Origin of the sequence: Microcoleus sp. D3_18a_C4 (genome assembly GCF_036702415.1) — a bacterium.
Lineage (GTDB): Bacteria > Cyanobacteriota > Cyanobacteriia > Cyanobacteriales > Microcoleaceae > Microcoleus.
On sequence record NZ_JAUBTI010000104.1, the window covers coordinates 6,586 to 23,243 of the forward strand.

The following is a 16,658-nucleotide window of genomic DNA, read 5'->3' on the forward strand; positions in this document are numbered from 1 at the left end:
GGTGGGCCGAAGAGCCCGCCACAGGCAAGATGCCTGTGCCACAACAAACTCTTGTGGGGTGGGCCGAAGAGCCCGCCACAGGCAAGATGCCTGTGCCACAACAAACTCTTGTGGGGTGGGCCGAAGAGCCCGCCCCCAAACTTCAAAACTAAATCCAGCAAAGCCTACTCTGGTTCAACCCAGCGATCGTCCGATTTAATCAAGTCAATCAATTCTGCCACACCTCGGTCTTCCGGGACTTTCTTAATTTCTTCCCGGCCCCGGTACAGCGAGATATAACCCGGTTGCTTCCCGACATAGCCGTAATCAGCATCAGCCATTTCTCCCGGTCCATTGACAATACAGCCCATTACTGCTATGTCCAAACCCGTGAGATGCTTGGTCGCCTCTCTCACTTGGTGTAACACTTCCTCTAAATTAAACAAAGTGCGACCGCAGGAAGGACAAGCGACATACTCAACCATCGTTTTCCGCAGTCCCAAGGCTTGCAGAATGCTGTAGCAGACGGGAATCTCCTTTTCTGGGGCCTCTGTCAGCGAGACGCGGATGGTGTCGCCGATGCCGTCAGCTAACAAAGGTGCCAGGCCTGCGGTGGATTTGATGCGGCCGTATTCGCCGTCTCCTGCTTCCGTGACGCCCAAATGCAGCGGGTAATCCATGCCGAGTTCGTCCATCCGGTGCGCCATCAAGCGGTAAGCAGCCACCATCACGGGCGCGCGGGAGGCTTTCAGGGAAATTACGATATTTCGGAAGTCGAGGGATTCGCAAATTTTGATGAATTCCAGGGCCGATTCTACCATGCCTTCGGGGGTGTCGCCGTAGGTAAACAGCATCCGTTCGGCCAGGGAACCGTGATTAACGCCGATTCGCAAAGCTTTGCCTTGGTCGCGCAGGGAAATCACCAGAGGTTCCAGGGTTTCGCGGATTTTTTCGCCAATTTCGGCGAATTCGGCGTCGGTGTATTCGGTTCTGTCGGCTTTCGGCTTCTCGAACACGTAAAGTCCCGGATTGATTCTCACTTTGTCTACGTGTTTGGCCACTTCGAGGGCAATTTTCATGCCGTTGTGGTGGACATCGGCCACGAGGGGCACGGGTTGGTAGGTGGCGTGCAGTTTTTGCTTGATTTCGGCTAAAGCTTTGGCGTGGGCCATGCTGGGCACGGTGACGCGGACGATTTCGCAGCCAATCTCGTGCAAGCGCCGAATTCCGGCGACTGAACCGTCGATGTCGAGGGTGTCTTCGTTAATCATCGACTGTACGACGACGGGGTTGCCGCCGCCGATGGTGACGCTACCGACTTTGACTGGCCGGGTTTTGCGGCGTTTGATGGTGGTGTCGAAGGTGGGTTGGCTAGATGCGGTTTTAGTGGGGTTCGGCAGAGTTTGCATAACTGGTTGCTAGTGTTCTGTAATTAGAGTTTATAAAATTGTGTCTGCTGTTTTTTAGGTTGCCATAGAAAGGGTCTGTTTGGGCAATGAGGTTTTGGGATTTAGGATTTTTGATAGAAGTACGATGGCTACGCCCCGGCTTACGCCTACGAACTTGTAACTCACATTATGTAGTTTTGAGCGATCGGGCGATCGATTTTTTAGTATTAAAATTTAACATTCCGGGCGGGCAAGAGGCCCATTCCACAGATGAATCCGGGGGCTTGTTTAACAGTTGATAAATTTCAGGTACCATTTAAAATTATTGTGGGCGATCGCCGACTGGCAAAAATATCTAGATAGTTTTGAGTCTCAAACACTTATGCCAGTAGATTAAGGTCAATAGAATAAAAGGATAGAAAAAGGTGCAACAAGTGGCAGACCTTTCAATCCCTCAAAAGCTGGCGGCAAGATTCTCAACTTATCTTATCAAAATGTTAAAATTACTGATAAAGGCGTTGCCTTGGTTGAAGCTCATGTTCGCAGATTTAATCCCGTTGGTGAAGCTGAGCTAAGAATGGTTGAAAGGTTAAGAGGTATCACCACCCAGACCCTTGTAGCTGAGCCTGTTGATTTACGCTTTTATACTCACGAGTTACGCGAGTATCTCAGGTATAAAAAGCTTGGCTACCCAACTGGACAACCAGCCGACCCGGATCAGGCTTATGAACTTGGGAACAATGCTCACACAGCTACTCTTGAAGATTATAAATTAAAACAAGGATTCGGCGTTTTATTTCATCCGAGCGTAGAGGAATTTTGATGAAAAACCTAACTCAATTAACCCAGCTTGAATTAGTGCTGCTGGAATTAGTAGCTAAAGGTCAAGGAAAGTGGAGTTGGTACGAACTCGCGAATGCACTTTCCCGTAGAGATGTACCGCGAGAACCTGACATGATGGTTGTCTTAAAAAAACTGGCTGCTGATGGCTTGGTTCAGCGATATGTAGAAACAGGTTCGCCTCGCGATAGATGGGAATTGACAACTGAGGGGACGATTTTGTTGACAGAGGCAACTGCTTCTGAACAGACTACTTTATGCAAATATGTTGAAGTTTAACTTAGAAACACAATTTGTAGTTTGCATTAACAATCAAGACTATCAAGCATCCTTGGAAGTGCGAAAAATCTATCGAATCATACCCGATAATCGCGCTGCGGAACATCAATTTATCCGAGTTATTGATGAATCAGGTGAAGATTATTTGTATCCTGTCGCATATTTCGTGCCTATAGAATTGCCGAAAGCCGTAGAAGCAGTATTTGCATACACAAAGGTTCTGTAGGGGCGGGTTCACCAACATCTATGTCGCTCAATAACAATCTAAATAAACCCGCCCCCGCCCAATGAATTACTAGAATTCATTGGCGGATTTAATCTAAACTAGATGGGGAAATTCACCGAGAATCCGGTGGGTGGGGGCGGGTTTACAATATTTTTTGTTGTGTCTGATAAATTAGGGTGAACCCGCCCCTACAGGCGTAATAAATCATCCGAATTAATTCACGAAAATTATCTCAAATCCTCAACCGATTTAATTGTAGCCCCCATAAACTCCAGAAATCTCTCTCGCGGATGATGCGATCGCCCCTCCTCCCCAGCAAAACTAAAAAATGTACTTGCAAATCCCTTCACAGACCCAGGCTCAGCAGTTAAATAATCTGAGGTTTTCCATTGGACGATCGCACAAACTCACCAGCCACCCCTGTTAACAACCGCCGACCTCTAATTATCGCAGGAATTCTCCTCGGTATCGGTCAATCCGGCTTTTTTGACGGCATTGTGCTGCACCAACTCCTCCAGTGGCACCATATGTTTAGCAGCGTTAAAACCGATGCTACCGTTGCCGGTTTAGAATTAAATACCCTCGGAGATGGATTGTTTCACGCTGCGGATTGGTTGGTAACAGTGGCGGGAATCTTCTGTTTGTGGAGTGCTGTGAAGCGCAAAGATGTTCCTTTGTCAACTCAAACTTTTTTCGGTTCAATATTAATTGGTGCTGGATTGTTTGACTTTGTTGAAGGCATTGTTGACCATCAAATTTTGGGAATCCACCACGTCAAACCCGGTATCAACGAGTTAGCTTGGGATTTAGGATTTCTCATTCTTGGAGTTAGTTTAGCGCTGTTAGGTTGGATGCTGGTACAGAGGGAAGTTCCCGCAGATACTAAAGTTTAAATGAATGCAGAGATTGGGAATTATACCAAATCCGCGTTAAAAATCCCTGACTATCAGTTTAATATCCTGTCCGGTCAATTCCCTCCGCTTCGCTTCGCCCGAAATCAGGTAGGGGCGGGTTCACCAACAATATCTGCCAATAATTGACAATCTCAAAAACCCGCCCGGCCGGGATATTATGGTCAATCGATCGGACATGATATAACTCATCAGTTCATCCCGCCGCATCCAACCACGCAATCAAATCCTCTTGACTCCTAAAATCCAACAAAGCCTCTCCCAAATCATCTAACTTTTCTGCAGATAATCCCTGGATGCGAGTTTGAACTTCCTGTGTAACATCACCCACCCGCCGCACGATCTGACGCATAATTAATCCTATTTCCCCCTCAATTTTACCCCTTTCGATTCCCTGTTCTATCCCCTGTTGTATTCCTTGTTCGAGTCCTTGTTCGAGTCCTTGTTCGAGTCCTTGTTGTATACCAATTTCTATCCCTTTCATTACAGATCCAAGCTGATCTTGGATAAACATTTCTCGCTTGTCCAAATCTGCCGCTTCTTTGACAGTCAAATTAGCTCGTTTGGCAATTTCCAGCGCGGTATTAATCTCTTCAACAGACTCCAATGTCTCTGGTACTGCTTCCAAAGAGGGCGCGTTTTTCATAAAGTAAATCCATTTTTCCGGCAGAGTTTCAAGTTCATTCAATTCTTTTTTGAATTTCGGCAACTCCACAAACACTAACTTTAACTCGCAGTTGGGATAGACGAATTTCTCTTCAGTTTCTGTGAATTCAAAGTTAGAGATTAGTTTTTCGGTGTTTTCAAATAAGATAAAATCGGTGATGGTTAAAGCAATGACTGGATTTAATCTTAAGTAACCGTCTCCAGCTTTGAGTTGAGTTGAATAAGTTTTAGCTGCATTGTACACTACCCGTTTTTCAAAGGCGGCAACGTTGAGTACCTGCATTTCAACAATCACGGTTTTGTTGCCCGTAATCTTGGCTTTGACATCGAGGTAAGTGTCTTTCAATCCTGTAACGCTGCCGGCTGAATAAGGGTCAATGATTTCTAATTCTTGGATTGTTGGTTCTCCGTTATACAGCATTGCATTTAGGAAGCTGATGAGAATTTCTGGATGTTCGGAAGAAGCGAATATTTTTTTGAATGCAAAGTCTGTTTTGGGGCTGATGAAACGCATATATTTTAGAGGATTTTTTTTAACCGCAGAGGGCGCAGAGGACGCAGAGGAGGAGAAAAGAGAGGAAGATGGATATTGGCCAATATTGGAAGGGTTGGGTTTTGTTGTCTCCACCCAACCTGTTATCTGAATGCTTTTATCAGCCAGTGGCTTCAGTAGTAGTTGCAGGTGACATAACTAGCTTTCCAGTTATATCCATTGTTGCCAGTTTCAGCACTTCATTAAAAGCTAAACCCCGAATTTTGAGTTCCCACCGAATGCCTTTTGCTTTCATTCGCTTGGCTTTCCGCATATCGACATCAGCAGCTTTTTGATGCAATAGCAAATACTTCATTGCTGCTGTAGCTTCTACTTTTGTGGGAAATGCAATATAGGTGATGAATCCGCCCTCCCAATGATTGGCGTTGCGGACGCTGCTGATAGTCGCAACTCTCGGACTAAAGCGGTTCCAGTAAAAGTCGCTGTAGCCGATCGACTGTGTATTGACTTGGAGTTTGTTTGCCATTTGACTTAACTCCTCTAACCTTGTGTGTGGGGTTAGCAGTACCAATTTGCTGCTGTTACTATTATAGCAAATTATTTAGAAATTGGTAACTGTTGGCTGTTGGCTGTTGGCTGATGCCTAAAACCTCAATTCATATTCAGCAGTGACGCGATTGTCTCCTTGAAAATTACTGGAACTCCTGAGTAAAAGTTTATCGCTCAATCGATAGCGCACAGTAAATTCTGTCGGTTGATTTGCTGACAAAACTCGAATGATTGAGGCTGAAATATTGCGCGTGATGTCAAACCCAACTTCTAAACCTAAACCGAGAGAACCCGCACCAGAACTGGAACTAGCAGTTTGTGCTTCGTTACCTCTAATCCGAGTGGGAAATAAGCGAAATTCGCTCAATCCTGTGGCGTTGGTAATCGCAGATTGAAGGTTGTTCAATAAACCCGCACCGGCTAAATTTGCGATCGCCAGTGTACTGTCTCCCTGTCCCAAAGTCTGCACGAAACTGCCGCCCAACAGCGCTACAATCTCTGTGGACGATCGACTCGGAGAACTCCTTAACTCCAGACTTTCCGCCAACTGAGAAGCCCTTCCCTTCACTAACGCTTGAACTCGGACACTCCGCACATTGCCGAAACTTGTCGGTTCGTCTGCTATTTCAGAGGCTACAGATGTGCCGGGAGTGCGGAACCGCGTTACCTCCTGCACCGAAGTTGCTAATCTCACATCCAGTGTCGGATCGAGTCCTTGTGTTGGTATAAAGGTAGCAGTCTGCGCGTATCCTCGATCGAGTCTAAACTGCGTCGTAAACAAATTCACCGAGCCCGAAGTCAACCGAATCGTACCCTCCGGGCGAAGGTCATCTAAAGTTCCATTCACCGTCAAGCCCCCAGTCGCCTGAAAACTCAATATCGGCGCACTCGTTACCCGAATTCCCCGGTCCAAATTCAGCCGCAAATCGTTCAATCCAACTTCAAAGGAAGGGGAAGGGGAAGGGGAAGGGGAAGGGGAAGGGGAAGTCGCAGCAGAAGGGGAATCAGAAACCTCAGTCGCAGGGGAAGCAGAAGATGTCGAATCTGAATCGGAAGCAGAAGAGGAAGAAGCTAACTCAGTTCTGCCGCCGCCGGGACTCCGGAGAAATACTTCACCGTTGTACAGTTCAATATTACCGCTCAACTGCGGACGCCTAGCCGTGCCCCTTGCCTGCACTTGACCGACTACGCCGCCGCTGTACAATCCTCTGAGGTTCACTGCCAACTTGTCTAAATTTACAGCCAAAGGATTATCCGCATCGACATCGCCCTCAGCAAAAGGCACAGACAGCGGAATCACGCCCTGGGCGACAACTTCTCCCTGACTCAACTGTCCCCGAATTCCCTCTACCCGAATACGATCGCCCTCAAAGCGCATCGTCCCAGTCAGCCCTGTCAGCGGTTCTGGGAAGGCTTGCGCGCGGACGGTTGCATTTTCAAAATTCGCAATTCCTTGCGCTACAGGGTCTTGCAGCGTCCCTCCCACGCGAATTTGCACCTGTCCCTGACCGCTGACCCACTCAACTTGCGGAGTCAATACATTAATAATTGCCAAACCTTCATTTTGCAAATTCGCCCTCAAATCGATTTGATTGCTGTCAGCTTTCACCGCTGCAAACGGCAACTCAAAAGGCAAACTTCCGGCGACCTCAATCGGTTCGGTTTGAGTTACCAAAGCGCTGCCGCCAAAATTCAGGCGGGCATTGCTGTAACTGAAACTGCCGTCGGCTTGTTTAATCGGTTCTCCGTTTAGCGTACCCTCAAGCAAACTCAATTCCCCAGTGGCTTGCGGGTTTTCCAAACTGCCGGCCAAGTTCGCCCGCAAATTCAAATTTCCAGTGACATCCACAAAAGGCAATTCCACCAGTTTTGCTAACTCTTCGACGGGCACATTTTCTACGCGCAACTGCCCGGATTGAGCTTTTTGTCCGAGTTGTCCAGAAAAGCCGATCGCACTTTTGCCCGATCGAATTTCCAAAGGCAAAACAGTTAAAATCCCGTCCTGAAAACTGCCTTCAAGGCTGAACGTTTCAGCGACATATTCTCCCCACTGCCAGTTATCACCTTTCACATTAAATTGAGCTTGCACACCTGTTTGCAAAGAACCGGCGACAGCAATTTCCGCGCCAAAAGTGCCTTGCAATTGGGATAATGGAGGCAATCTTTCTGATGATTTTACTGCTTGCTGCTGCTGCAAAAGTATTTCAATTTCTGCCAAACGGCGCAACTGTTCGATTAGCGGGGATTCTGGTTCTCCCACTGCCACAGTTTGCACGTCGCCACTGTCACCGTAAACGGGAGGTTTTAGGCCTCTAGCCAAGTCGCCTAAATTGAAATATTGCAAAGCGGTTAAAACCTGCTGCAAATTACCTTGCTGGACGTTAACTTTCCCAGCAAATTGCGGGTTGGCGCCTGTTTGAACATTGCCGGAAATTAAGTATTGACCGCTGCCTTGGCGGAATATGCCATTTGTGAGAGTGGCGCTGCCGTTAGCGTAGCTAAATTCGGCTTGGAAACTGTCACCTTTAATGTAGCCGATCGCCGGTTGGGCGATCGCAATTTGTCCGCTTGCTTGCAAAGTCGCCGGATTTAACGGCATCTTCCAACCGGGCACATTTACTTGTCCCGAAACCGTACCAGTTATCGGCCCCAAACCCGCCTCTTTACCGGGTGATAGATTCAAAGCAGCGAGGGGAAAATCGCTTAAATTAACTCGCAAAGTTTCTCCCTCGGTTTGGCCCCTAGCCACAGATTCCCCGCGTTGAATTAAGAAAGATGTCGGCAGAAAAGATGGATTTAAAGCTACTTCGATTTTGTCTTGGCGACCGGCCAAACGCAAATCTACACTTTTCCCAGCATCGGCATTCACACTCCCCGCCAGTACCGGGTCAAAAGCGACTTGATTTACTGCTAAATCCCGCACTTCCACGTCGCCAACTAAGCTGAGGGCGGCGAGGGTTCCGGTGAGGCTGCCGGTAAAATCTACATTGCCGCGCAGGGGAAGATTATTCTCTGAAGGATTTTTGAGACCAATTGGTCTCAAAAATGCTAATTGTTCAGTCGGTAAGGCTTCCAGGTTAAAGTTGGCGAGTTTGACATCCAAATCTAAGTTGGAAATTGACGGCCCTCCTTTACCTTCGAGTTCGACGTTAACAAAGCCGTTTGCTGTCAAACCGGGAGTTGTGGCGTTCTCAATTTCCACCCGTTTGCCATCCCAATTAAATACTGCCTCAAAAGGTTGTTTCAAAAACGGCAATTCCGAGATGCGGAAACTGCCGCCGGCGCGAACATTTTGTAGGGGCGGTGCCCCCGTGTCCGCCCCAATCGCGCCGGATAAATTGATATTGCCGTTAAACAGTCCTCCAAGCTGCGGGAGATTTTGGGAACCAGAAACTACACCTTGGGCTTGCAAGCTTTGTCGCTGCGACTCAAAGGCTTGCTGGAAGCGACTTAGAGCAATTTGCTCGCCCTCAATTGACGCGCGCCAATTCCCCGATTCGGCGCGGCCTTTAGCATTGACAATTCCTCCGCCGTTGGCGAGTCGAATTTGTCCGTCGCCGTTGGCGGTGATGTTGTTGGCGGTTAGATTATCTACTGTTCCCAAAATGCGGACTTGGCCGTCGAGGGTTCCGTTAATTTCTGGCGGTAAATCCGCTGTCAGCAAACCTGTTTGTTTGAGGGTTTGTTCTAAATTACTGACGGCAATTCCGTTCGTTTCCAGCAATGCTTGCAAGTTGCCGTTTTCTAATTTGGCCGTAGTATCGATCGCCCCGAGTCGATCGACCACAATCACTCCTTCTCCACTAGCACTAATTCCCTTCGCTGTCAAGTTATCCAAACTGCCCGCTGCTTGGAATTCGCCGTTAACTCTGCCGTCAAATCCTTTAGGCAAAGTCGCCGTTAGTGGAAACAGTTGGAGATTGCGGATTGTTTGTTCTAAGCGACTGAGAATAACTCGATCGGCATCGGCGAAAGCTTGCCAGCGTCTGTCTTCTAATTTACCTCTAAAAGCAAGAGTACCGTCCCCTATATTGAGTGTGCCGCTGCTGCTGACGCCTATGTCAGCGGCGGTTGAATTATCAAGACTGCCGCTGGCTTGAATTTGATTGGATATTTGTCCGTCAATCGATTTTAGATTTTGGATTTTGGATTTTAGATTGTTGAGGTTGGCGACTGTTTGGGGATTGTCAGCAGCGAAAGCTAAGCCAACATCTAACAGGGGCAATCCTAAATCTCCTAAGCGCTTGATGGAAGTGCGATCGGTTTCTGCTGTTGCTTGCCAGTTTCCCGCTGCCAATTCTCCTTTAAAATTAACATCACTGCCGGCAAGATTGAGTCTGCCGCTGCCGATGGCATTGATGCTGCTAGCAGTCAAATTGTCAAGACTTCCCGATGCTGTAAATTGACTCGATAGCAGTCCGTCAATCGATTTTAGATTTTGGATTTTGGATTTTAGATTGTTGAGATTTGCAGATTGCTGATTTTCGGGATTGAATGCTGAAGCCGCATCTAAAATCGGCAGTGTCAAATCTACCAACCGGCTGATGGAAGTGCGATCGGTTTCTGCTGTTGCTTGCCAGTTTCCCCCTACCAATTCTCCGTTTAAATTCACATTGCTGTCGGCAAAATTGAGCCTACCGTTGCCAGTAACATTGATTCCGCCCGCCGTCAAATCGTCAACATTGCCCGCAACTTTAAATTCACCGGCTAGCTGTCCGCCTAACGATTTTAGATTTTCGATTTTGGATTTTAGATTGTCTAGATTTGCGGTCGTTTCCCGTGTTAAAAACGGCAAGCCAATATCAATCAATTGATTGACAGCTACTTTTTCTGTGTTGCCAAAAACTTGCCAACGACCAGATTCTAGTTCGCCATTAACATCAACAATACTGTCAGCAATATTCAGCGTTCCTTTGCCCGTCGCAGCGATCGCATTTAAACTCAAATCGTCCAGAGTGCCCGCAGCTTCGACGGTGCCGCTGAATACACCTGCTAGTTCAGGAGGCAAATTAAGGTCTGGCAGGACTTGCTGCAAACTGTTGAGATCCACGCCATTGCCCTCGCTCAAAGCTTGCCATTGACGGTCTTTTAGCGCAGCATCCACGTTAACAGAAGCGTCGCCAATTTTCACAACAGTATTTTGCAAATCCGCCGAATTTCCTCCGGCTCGAATGGAACCCGCAGCGGGGAAAGTCCCTTGCGGTGCTTGCCATTGAACTCTAGCTTGAATGTTGTCTAACGGGCCGAAAATTTGAGCTTTTGCGGAGACACTGCCAATTGTAACAGTAGCAGGAATGGGGAGAGCGTAAATTTTGGCTAGATTATCTGCGGGCAAGTTTTCAGCTTGCAAGTCAAACACCAAACCAGATGGAGAATTATTACTTCCCAAAGCAATATCAACTTGACCTTTCCCGCCAAGTTTACCCCCCGCCGCCGGCACTACCAAAATATCGCTCAAAGTCAAAGCTAAAGAGGAAAACGGGGGAATAGAAGATTGAGAATCGGGAGTTGGGGTTTGAGCCATTCTCCCGCGTTCCAATTTGAAGTTAGTGCTAATATTATTTAATTGCAGTCGATCGACCGTAGCGGGTTTTGTCGAGGCGATCGTACCTGTGAGCACCGGCATTGCAACTGTTCCAGTCAGCTTGGCATCCGCCTTCACTTCCCCTGCAACAGCTACGGGTAATACTACTTTCTGCCCTAACTCTGTCTCCACCGCACTGACAACACTTGCAAAAGCAACTGGTTGCACGTTAGTTGTTAGATTGAAGCTAGCGTTCTCCAAATTAAAATTAGTTCCAGTTGCAACTGTTCCTGCTATTCTAAGGGGAATTAGACCGTAATTAGCCGCCAGACTATCGACAATAAAATTAGTTCCCTGAAACCGCAACTGGCCGCTGCTATTTTGTATAGTTTGTTTCAGCGGACGAATACTCGCTTGCACTCCTCCAAAACTAGCCGTTCCGGTAATTCCCGATACTTTATTGTCTCGCACTTGCACGGTCAAATTGCCATTAGCAAGACCTTTTTGTAAAGAAATGCTGGAAAGTCTTAGCAAGCGAGCGAGGTCGGGCAAAGGCAAATTTTGACCCTGCAACTGCAGGTTAGTTTGAGCTGCAGGTAACATAGAATCAGCTTTAAGTATAAAATTATCGCGGTTAGTAAACTGACCGTTGACTTCGTAGAGAACGCGCTGATTTTGGTCGCGAAATAAAGCACTGCCATTTTTCAAATTTACAGAAATCGGAGCCGAACTTTTCTGTCCGACTGGGGGACTCGGCACCAAAAGCGCCCTGGCATTTTCAGCTCGAATTGCTTCAACTTCAGTTTTAAATAAACCCGGAGATTTCCGCTCTGCTGTGGGAAGATTAACCCAGCGGCCTTGAGCATCCTGTTCGATATAAGCGTTGGCTTGAACTAAAGTAATATCTAATTTGAGAGTGCGGGTGAACAGCAGTTGCAAAACCGAAAACTTGACTTTAACTGCTTCTGTAGAGGCGTAATCGGGATCGGTAGCAGTTGCAGGTAAAGTCGATCGGCCAAATCGCAAACTTGTCAGAGAAAATCCCTCCAAACGTCCGAGTTGCACAGGCCGCTTCAGCAACTGACTGACTTCCGTTTCCACCAAAGGAGCTAACTTTTCCCGCACCCACTGGTATCCTAGCGCCGCCCCAACCAAGGCGATAATGCCCAATCCTGTACCGCTAAGCAGCAGCAGACGCCACCAGCGGCGGTGGGGACGGGGTGCGAGTTGATTTTTGTTATCGTCCGAGTTAGTCATGGGTGTTTCTCAGAAATCAGAGAATTCAGGAATTAAGGGAATCAGCCGATTTTAGACAGGTATAATTTCTGCGATCCGCCAGCGTGGCTTCTGCCTTTGGTAGACTCACAAGTGAGCTCGGAAGTGCCGATCGGGCGTTAGCGTTGCTTGCAGCAGAGGATCGAATTTCAAGATTCACGTCCCACTCCGGGGCAGAGTCCAATAACCTTTACTAAACTTAATCAAAACACGCAACACCACCTAATACCAAGTCCTCCAACTCCCCTAAATCCTCTCGATCCCGCTAGTGCAGGCTCGGTGGTCAATCTAAAATCTAAAATCTAAAATCTAAAATCTAAACACGTCCCCCTCCAGGGTAGACTCCAGAAACCTTTACCGAACTTAATCAAAACACGCAACACCACCTAAAACCGACAGTCAATCTAAAATCTAAAATCTAAAATCGCACGATCGCTCCTAAGATAAAAAAACGGTGGTTAAGAAGGTCTTTAAAACTTATGCGAGTGTTCGTCTTACTCTTCAATGCCCGCACCGAGAATGAGGGAATTCATACCATTCAACTCGGCGATCGCAATAAAGTTCTGATGTTTGAGTCAGAAGACGACGCCACCCGCTTTGGCGTGATGTTGGAAGCTCAGGATTTCCCAGAGCCCACTGTCGAGGCGATGGACGATGAGGAAATTAAGGAGTTCTGCGATGATGTTGATTATGATTGGGAACTGGTGCCGGCCGGCGCGCTGGAGATTCCGCCAGAAAACAATGTAACACAGACTAAGTGGCAGCCGGAGCCGGAGCCAGAGCCGGAGCCGGATTCTGACGTTTCCCAAAACGAACTGGATTCGATTCGCCGCCGACTCGAAGGACTTTTGTAATAGTCATTAGTCATTAGTCATTAGTCATTAGTCAGCAGTTATTGGTAATGGGTAATGGGTAATGGGTAATTGCCTCTCTCAAAGGAAGTAGATTTAGCTGAGATGTTGCACCATTCTCAATTAGCCGTAGGGGCGGGTTCGCCAACAGCCTTAAAGCTTGCAAATAGGTTCTATAAACCCGCCCGATCCCACGAAAAATCCTCTTATTGAGATTGCTGCAAGATGTCAGTTTAGCCGATCGCCCGCAAGCGCAAATTTCGAGCCTTTGAGTCACGACTTCACCAAGCTCACCAGCGGGCAGGCAGTGCGTACCCTATTTTGTACACCTAATGACTAATGACAATGACTAATGACCAATGACCAATGACCAATGACTAATGACTAATCAAAAAACATGAAGAATTTGGAAGAACGGGGCCATCTGCTGACGGAACAGGTGAATGCCAACAGCGAGAATTTAGACCAACTCAGTTCGATCGAATTAGTGGACTTGTTCAACCGGGAAGACGCCCAAACCTTAAGCGCGATCGCCCGCGCCCGCGAACAGTTAGCCCAAGCGATCGACATTGCAGCCGAGTCTCTGCGTCAAGGAGGCCGCCTGTTTTACGTCGGTGCGGGTACTTCCGGGCGCTTGGGGGTGCTGGATGCGGCCGAGTGTCCCCCCACCTTCTGCACGCCGCCAGAACTCGTACAGGGCATAATTGCCGGGGGTGCGGGGGCTTTGGTGCGGAGTTCGGAGGATTTGGAGGATCGGGCTGAGGATGGGGCCGAGGCGATCGCCCACCGTCACATTAATAATCTAGATGTAGTTGTCGGGATTACGGCTGGAGGTACGACGCCGTTTGTCGCGGGCGCTTTGCAGGCGGCACGCCAGCGGGGGGCGAAGACTGTGTTTATGGCCTGCGTACCCGTCGAACAAGTGAATTTTGAGGCTGATGTTGATATTCGGTTGTTGGTTGGCCCGGAGGTAGTGGCTGGTTCGACGCGCTTGAAAGCCGGTACAGTCACAAAAATGGCTTTAAATATCATTTCGACTGGGGTAATGGTGAAGCTGGGGAAGGTTTACGGCAATCGGATGGTTGATGTGGCGGTTACTAATAAGAAATTGCGCGATCGGGCTGTGCGGATGTTGCAAGATTTGACTGATTTGAACCGGGATGAAGCGGGTTTTTTGCTCGAAAAAAGCGGCAAGTCTGTAAAATTAGCTTTGATGATGCACTGGACTAATTTGGAGAAGGAAGAGTGCGATCGCATTTTGGGCGAGTTTCAAGGCAATTTGCGATCGGCAGTAGCATCGATTGGTCATTAGTCAGTAGTCAGTAGTCAGCAGTCAGCAGTCAGCAGTCATTAGTCATTAACAACTGCCAACTGCCAACTGTCAACTGTCAACTGTCATTTGCGATATCGATGCAAAAAATTGTGAAATCTCTTCAGTGGATCTGATGTGATACACACTTTTGGTATTTTGGGCGCGATCGACATACTCGCGATATCTGGGAGTCAAATACTTGTGACACAACCAAAGAACGCGGTAACTATTAATTGAACTCTTCAAGATAGGGCTCTTGTCAGGCCAGCCTTCTGGTAGCCTAAAGCTACCTGTGATTAGCCGTTTAGTCACCCACCAGAAATGCACGTATAAGGGCAGATCGACAAAAACCAGACTATCCGCCTCGTTGAGTCGAAGCCAGACGGTTTCCATACAACCAAACCCGTCTATAATCCATTGGTCAGTAGCCAAAATTTTCTCATGGATACGCTTATATTCTTCATTGGGAACCTCAGCGCCCCCAGATTGATATTGAATCTTATCCAAGGGGTAAAGTGGCAAACCAGTGATTTCTGATAATCTCTTGCTTAGAGTTGATTTACCGCCTCCAGCGTTGCCAAACACGGCTACTTTTTTCATACTTACCCCTCTTAGGAATGATGCAAATTGTAGCAAGACTTGATAGAATCAGTATAACAATCAATCTATCTAAACAGCCCCCCTGATTATCCTCTCAAAATTCAACGTAAAGCGCTCTTGTTGTTAGATTCCCGACTTCTTAGAGGAGTCGGGAATCTGGAGATGATGTTTTTTAGGCGTTGACAAAAACAGAAGATGTAAGTTGACTTTGACTGACTCCCTGCACGATTCCCAAATAATTACTACCAGACTTAATCGCCGTAGAAGCGACACTTGCACCTCCATCCAACTGCAAACTCACAGATTCAAAAGTCAAATTGGCAAATCCGATACCGTCAGTCAAACCAATTTTATCCCCAGCCACAAAATCGGTAATCACATCCGCACCAATTAAAGTAGCCGAAGCAGACAAACCTCCTGCTAAGATAAACGTATCATTTCCGCCGCCGCCCGTCAGAATATCTTGCCCGCGATCGCCCGCCAACACATCGGATCCGTTACCGCCAATCAAGACATCATCTTCTTTGCCGCCGCGAATAGTATTGTTACCGTCTCCTCCGATTAGTCGATCGTTATCATTGTTGCCGCTGATAAAATCATTGCCAACACCGCCATCAATTAAATCGGATTCTTTGCCACCGGATAAGCTGTCATTGCCACCTGCGCCATTAATTGTATCCGCACCTTGCATTCCATTAATGCTATCAGCACCTTCTCCCCCCGTGATATTGTCTTTGCCGGAAAGGGCAAAAATTGGCAATCCCGCAGCATTTGTTGGTATTTGAGTATCGGCACTATCTGATAGGAAATAATTGCCGCCACTGGCTGTATTTTTGGGTGCTTGTGTCGGGCTGCCGTCCCCTGTAGCATTGGGTATTGGCGAAGTAATAGATATAGTGTTTGGTGTGGGAGTAGGTGTGGGAGTAGGTGTCGGTGTCGGTGCGGGATTGACACTACCGTCAAGAGAAGTCGCAAAAACTTGCGTCCAATAGTGATTCCAATTTTCTGTGCCAGTATCGTCGGCTAAGAAATAGTAACCAATCCCAATTTCTTTGATATTCGGGTTAAGAATGTTAGCCCGGTGGCCGCTGCTGTTCATCCACGATGATACAACTTGTTCGGGTGTAGAAGAGCCCGCAGCAATGTTTTCTGCCGCCGCTGAGAATTGATAGCCCGTTGCAGAAATCCGACTTCCTAATGACGAACCATCTTTTCCGGTATGGGAAAAGAAGTCTTGCAGTGCCATGTTTTGGCTGTGATTTGCCGCCGCATTTAGTAACTGAGTATTTAAGGTTAGCGGGGACAAACTCAATTTGCTGCGTTCGATGTTGGTAAGTTCTAAAACTCTATTAATAAAGTTTTGATTGGTTGGGCTTGGTGCTACTTGAGAGGCCGATCGCTCTCCTATTAAAATGTCAGAGGACTGATAACCGGAATTTTGTAGTTGTTCAAGCATGGGGACGTTCACGAGTTTTAAGAGTTTTTTTGCTGGTAGATGACTTACCCTCTTAACGATAGTTTCCCCGATCGCTAGCTGGCTGGACACAATTCAATAATTGTGTTAATCCCTGCCGCTGCTGTATCTATTTTGATTATAGCTGTTGTCAAAGTGTGGATGTCAAGAGCCCCGCTATGATTGGTAAAGGGAAGAGTACGCTCGAATTTAAGGATAGTTTCAAAGGAATTTGCGATGGGAGCATCTCAGTTTTGCATTTACAGTGCGAGCGTCCCCGCTCGCGTATTGTACAATACGCGAGCGGGGACG

The 16,658-nt window shown here is 47.5% G+C and carries 14 protein-coding genes; 6 read left to right on the forward strand and 8 right to left on the reverse strand.

The window, feature by feature from the left end:
* Window positions 1-164: 164 nt before the first annotated feature.
* Together ispG and QUB16_RS27745 are read right to left on the reverse strand one after the other, a co-directional pair.
* Window positions 165-1,388, reverse strand: coding sequence for a (E)-4-hydroxy-3-methylbut-2-enyl-diphosphate synthase (gene ispG, locus QUB16_RS27740; protein WP_333321157.1), 1,224 nt, complete (start codon window positions 1,386-1,388; stop codon window positions 165-167).
* Window positions 1,389-1,554: 166 nt separating this feature from the next.
* Window positions 1,555-1,683 carry a hypothetical protein gene (locus QUB16_RS27745; protein ID WP_333321159.1) on the reverse strand — a complete coding sequence of 43 codons (129 nt, stop codon included), beginning with the start codon at window positions 1,681-1,683 and terminating at the stop codon, window positions 1,555-1,557.
* Between the two features lie 207 nt (window positions 1,684-1,890).
* Between QUB16_RS27745 and QUB16_RS27750 the strand changes: the two genes are divergently transcribed.
* The 4 genes from QUB16_RS27750 to QUB16_RS27765 all read left to right on the forward strand — a co-directional run bounded on the left by QUB16_RS27750 (window position 1,891) and on the right by QUB16_RS27765 (window position 3,605).
* Window positions 1,891-2,190, forward strand: coding sequence for a hypothetical protein (locus QUB16_RS27750; RefSeq protein ID WP_333321160.1), 300 nt, complete (start codon window positions 1,891-1,893; stop codon window positions 2,188-2,190).
* Window positions 2,190-2,486 carry a hypothetical protein gene (locus tag QUB16_RS27755; RefSeq protein ID WP_333321162.1) on the forward strand — a complete coding sequence of 99 codons (297 nt, stop codon included), beginning with the start codon at window positions 2,190-2,192 and terminating at the stop codon, window positions 2,484-2,486. Before QUB16_RS27750 ends, QUB16_RS27755 begins: the two co-directional genes overlap by 1 nt.
* Window positions 2,473-2,712 (forward strand): hypothetical protein, encoded by a 240-nt coding sequence (locus QUB16_RS27760; RefSeq protein ID WP_333206913.1) that lies wholly within the window; start codon window positions 2,473-2,475, stop codon window positions 2,710-2,712. The genes QUB16_RS27755 and QUB16_RS27760 overlap by 14 nt, the downstream gene beginning before the upstream one ends.
* Before the next feature lie 389 nt (window positions 2,713-3,101).
* Entirely contained in the window at window positions 3,102-3,605 is a 504-nt protein-coding gene (locus QUB16_RS27765) for a DUF2243 domain-containing protein (protein WP_333321164.1), read from the forward strand.
* Window positions 3,606-3,819: 214 nt separating this feature from the next.
* On the opposite strand, the gene QUB16_RS27770 is transcribed toward QUB16_RS27765, so the two are convergent.
* The 3 genes from QUB16_RS27770 to QUB16_RS27780 form a co-directional block, all read right to left on the reverse strand.
* Window positions 3,820-4,803 (reverse strand): Rpn family recombination-promoting nuclease/putative transposase, encoded by a 984-nt coding sequence (locus QUB16_RS27770; RefSeq protein WP_333321166.1) that lies wholly within the window; start codon window positions 4,801-4,803, stop codon window positions 3,820-3,822.
* A 139-nt stretch (window positions 4,804-4,942) separates the two neighbouring features.
* Window positions 4,943-5,308, reverse strand: a complete 366-nt coding sequence (locus QUB16_RS27775; protein WP_333321168.1) for a hypothetical protein — start codon at window positions 5,306-5,308, stop codon at window positions 4,943-4,945.
* 117 nt (window positions 5,309-5,425) lie between these two features.
* Window positions 5,426-12,112, reverse strand: coding sequence for a translocation/assembly module TamB domain-containing protein (locus QUB16_RS27780; protein ID WP_333321170.1), 6,687 nt, complete (start codon window positions 12,110-12,112; stop codon window positions 5,426-5,428).
* A 497-nt stretch (window positions 12,113-12,609) separates the two neighbouring features.
* Here QUB16_RS27780 and QUB16_RS27785 point away from each other — a divergent pair, with 497 nt between their 5' ends.
* Window positions 12,610-12,984 carry a DUF3110 domain-containing protein gene (locus tag QUB16_RS27785; RefSeq protein WP_333321172.1) on the forward strand — a complete coding sequence of 125 codons (375 nt, stop codon included), beginning with the start codon at window positions 12,610-12,612 and terminating at the stop codon, window positions 12,982-12,984.
* 31 nt (window positions 12,985-13,015) lie between these two features.
* On the opposite strand, the gene QUB16_RS27790 is transcribed toward QUB16_RS27785, so the two are convergent.
* Window positions 13,016-13,258 carry a hypothetical protein gene (locus QUB16_RS27790; protein ID WP_333321174.1) on the reverse strand — a complete coding sequence of 81 codons (243 nt, stop codon included), beginning with the start codon at window positions 13,256-13,258 and terminating at the stop codon, window positions 13,016-13,018.
* 120 nt (window positions 13,259-13,378) lie between these two features.
* Here QUB16_RS27790 and murQ point away from each other — a divergent pair, with 120 nt between their 5' ends.
* Complete coding sequence (gene murQ / locus QUB16_RS27795; RefSeq protein ID WP_333321175.1) at window positions 13,379-14,293, forward strand: N-acetylmuramic acid 6-phosphate etherase; 915 nt, start codon at window positions 13,379-13,381, stop codon at window positions 14,291-14,293.
* Window positions 14,294-14,362: 69 nt separating this feature from the next.
* Here the strand turns inward: murQ and QUB16_RS27800 are convergent, their stop codons facing one another.
* Complete coding sequence (locus QUB16_RS27800; protein ID WP_333321177.1) at window positions 14,363-14,893, reverse strand: adenylate kinase; 531 nt, start codon at window positions 14,891-14,893, stop codon at window positions 14,363-14,365.
* Between the two features lie 172 nt (window positions 14,894-15,065).
* Window positions 15,066-16,349: a CAP domain-containing protein gene (locus QUB16_RS27805; RefSeq protein WP_333321179.1), complete on the reverse strand. Its 1,284-nt coding sequence runs from the start codon at window positions 16,347-16,349 to the stop codon at window positions 15,066-15,068.
* Window positions 16,350-16,658 lie beyond the last annotated feature (309 nt).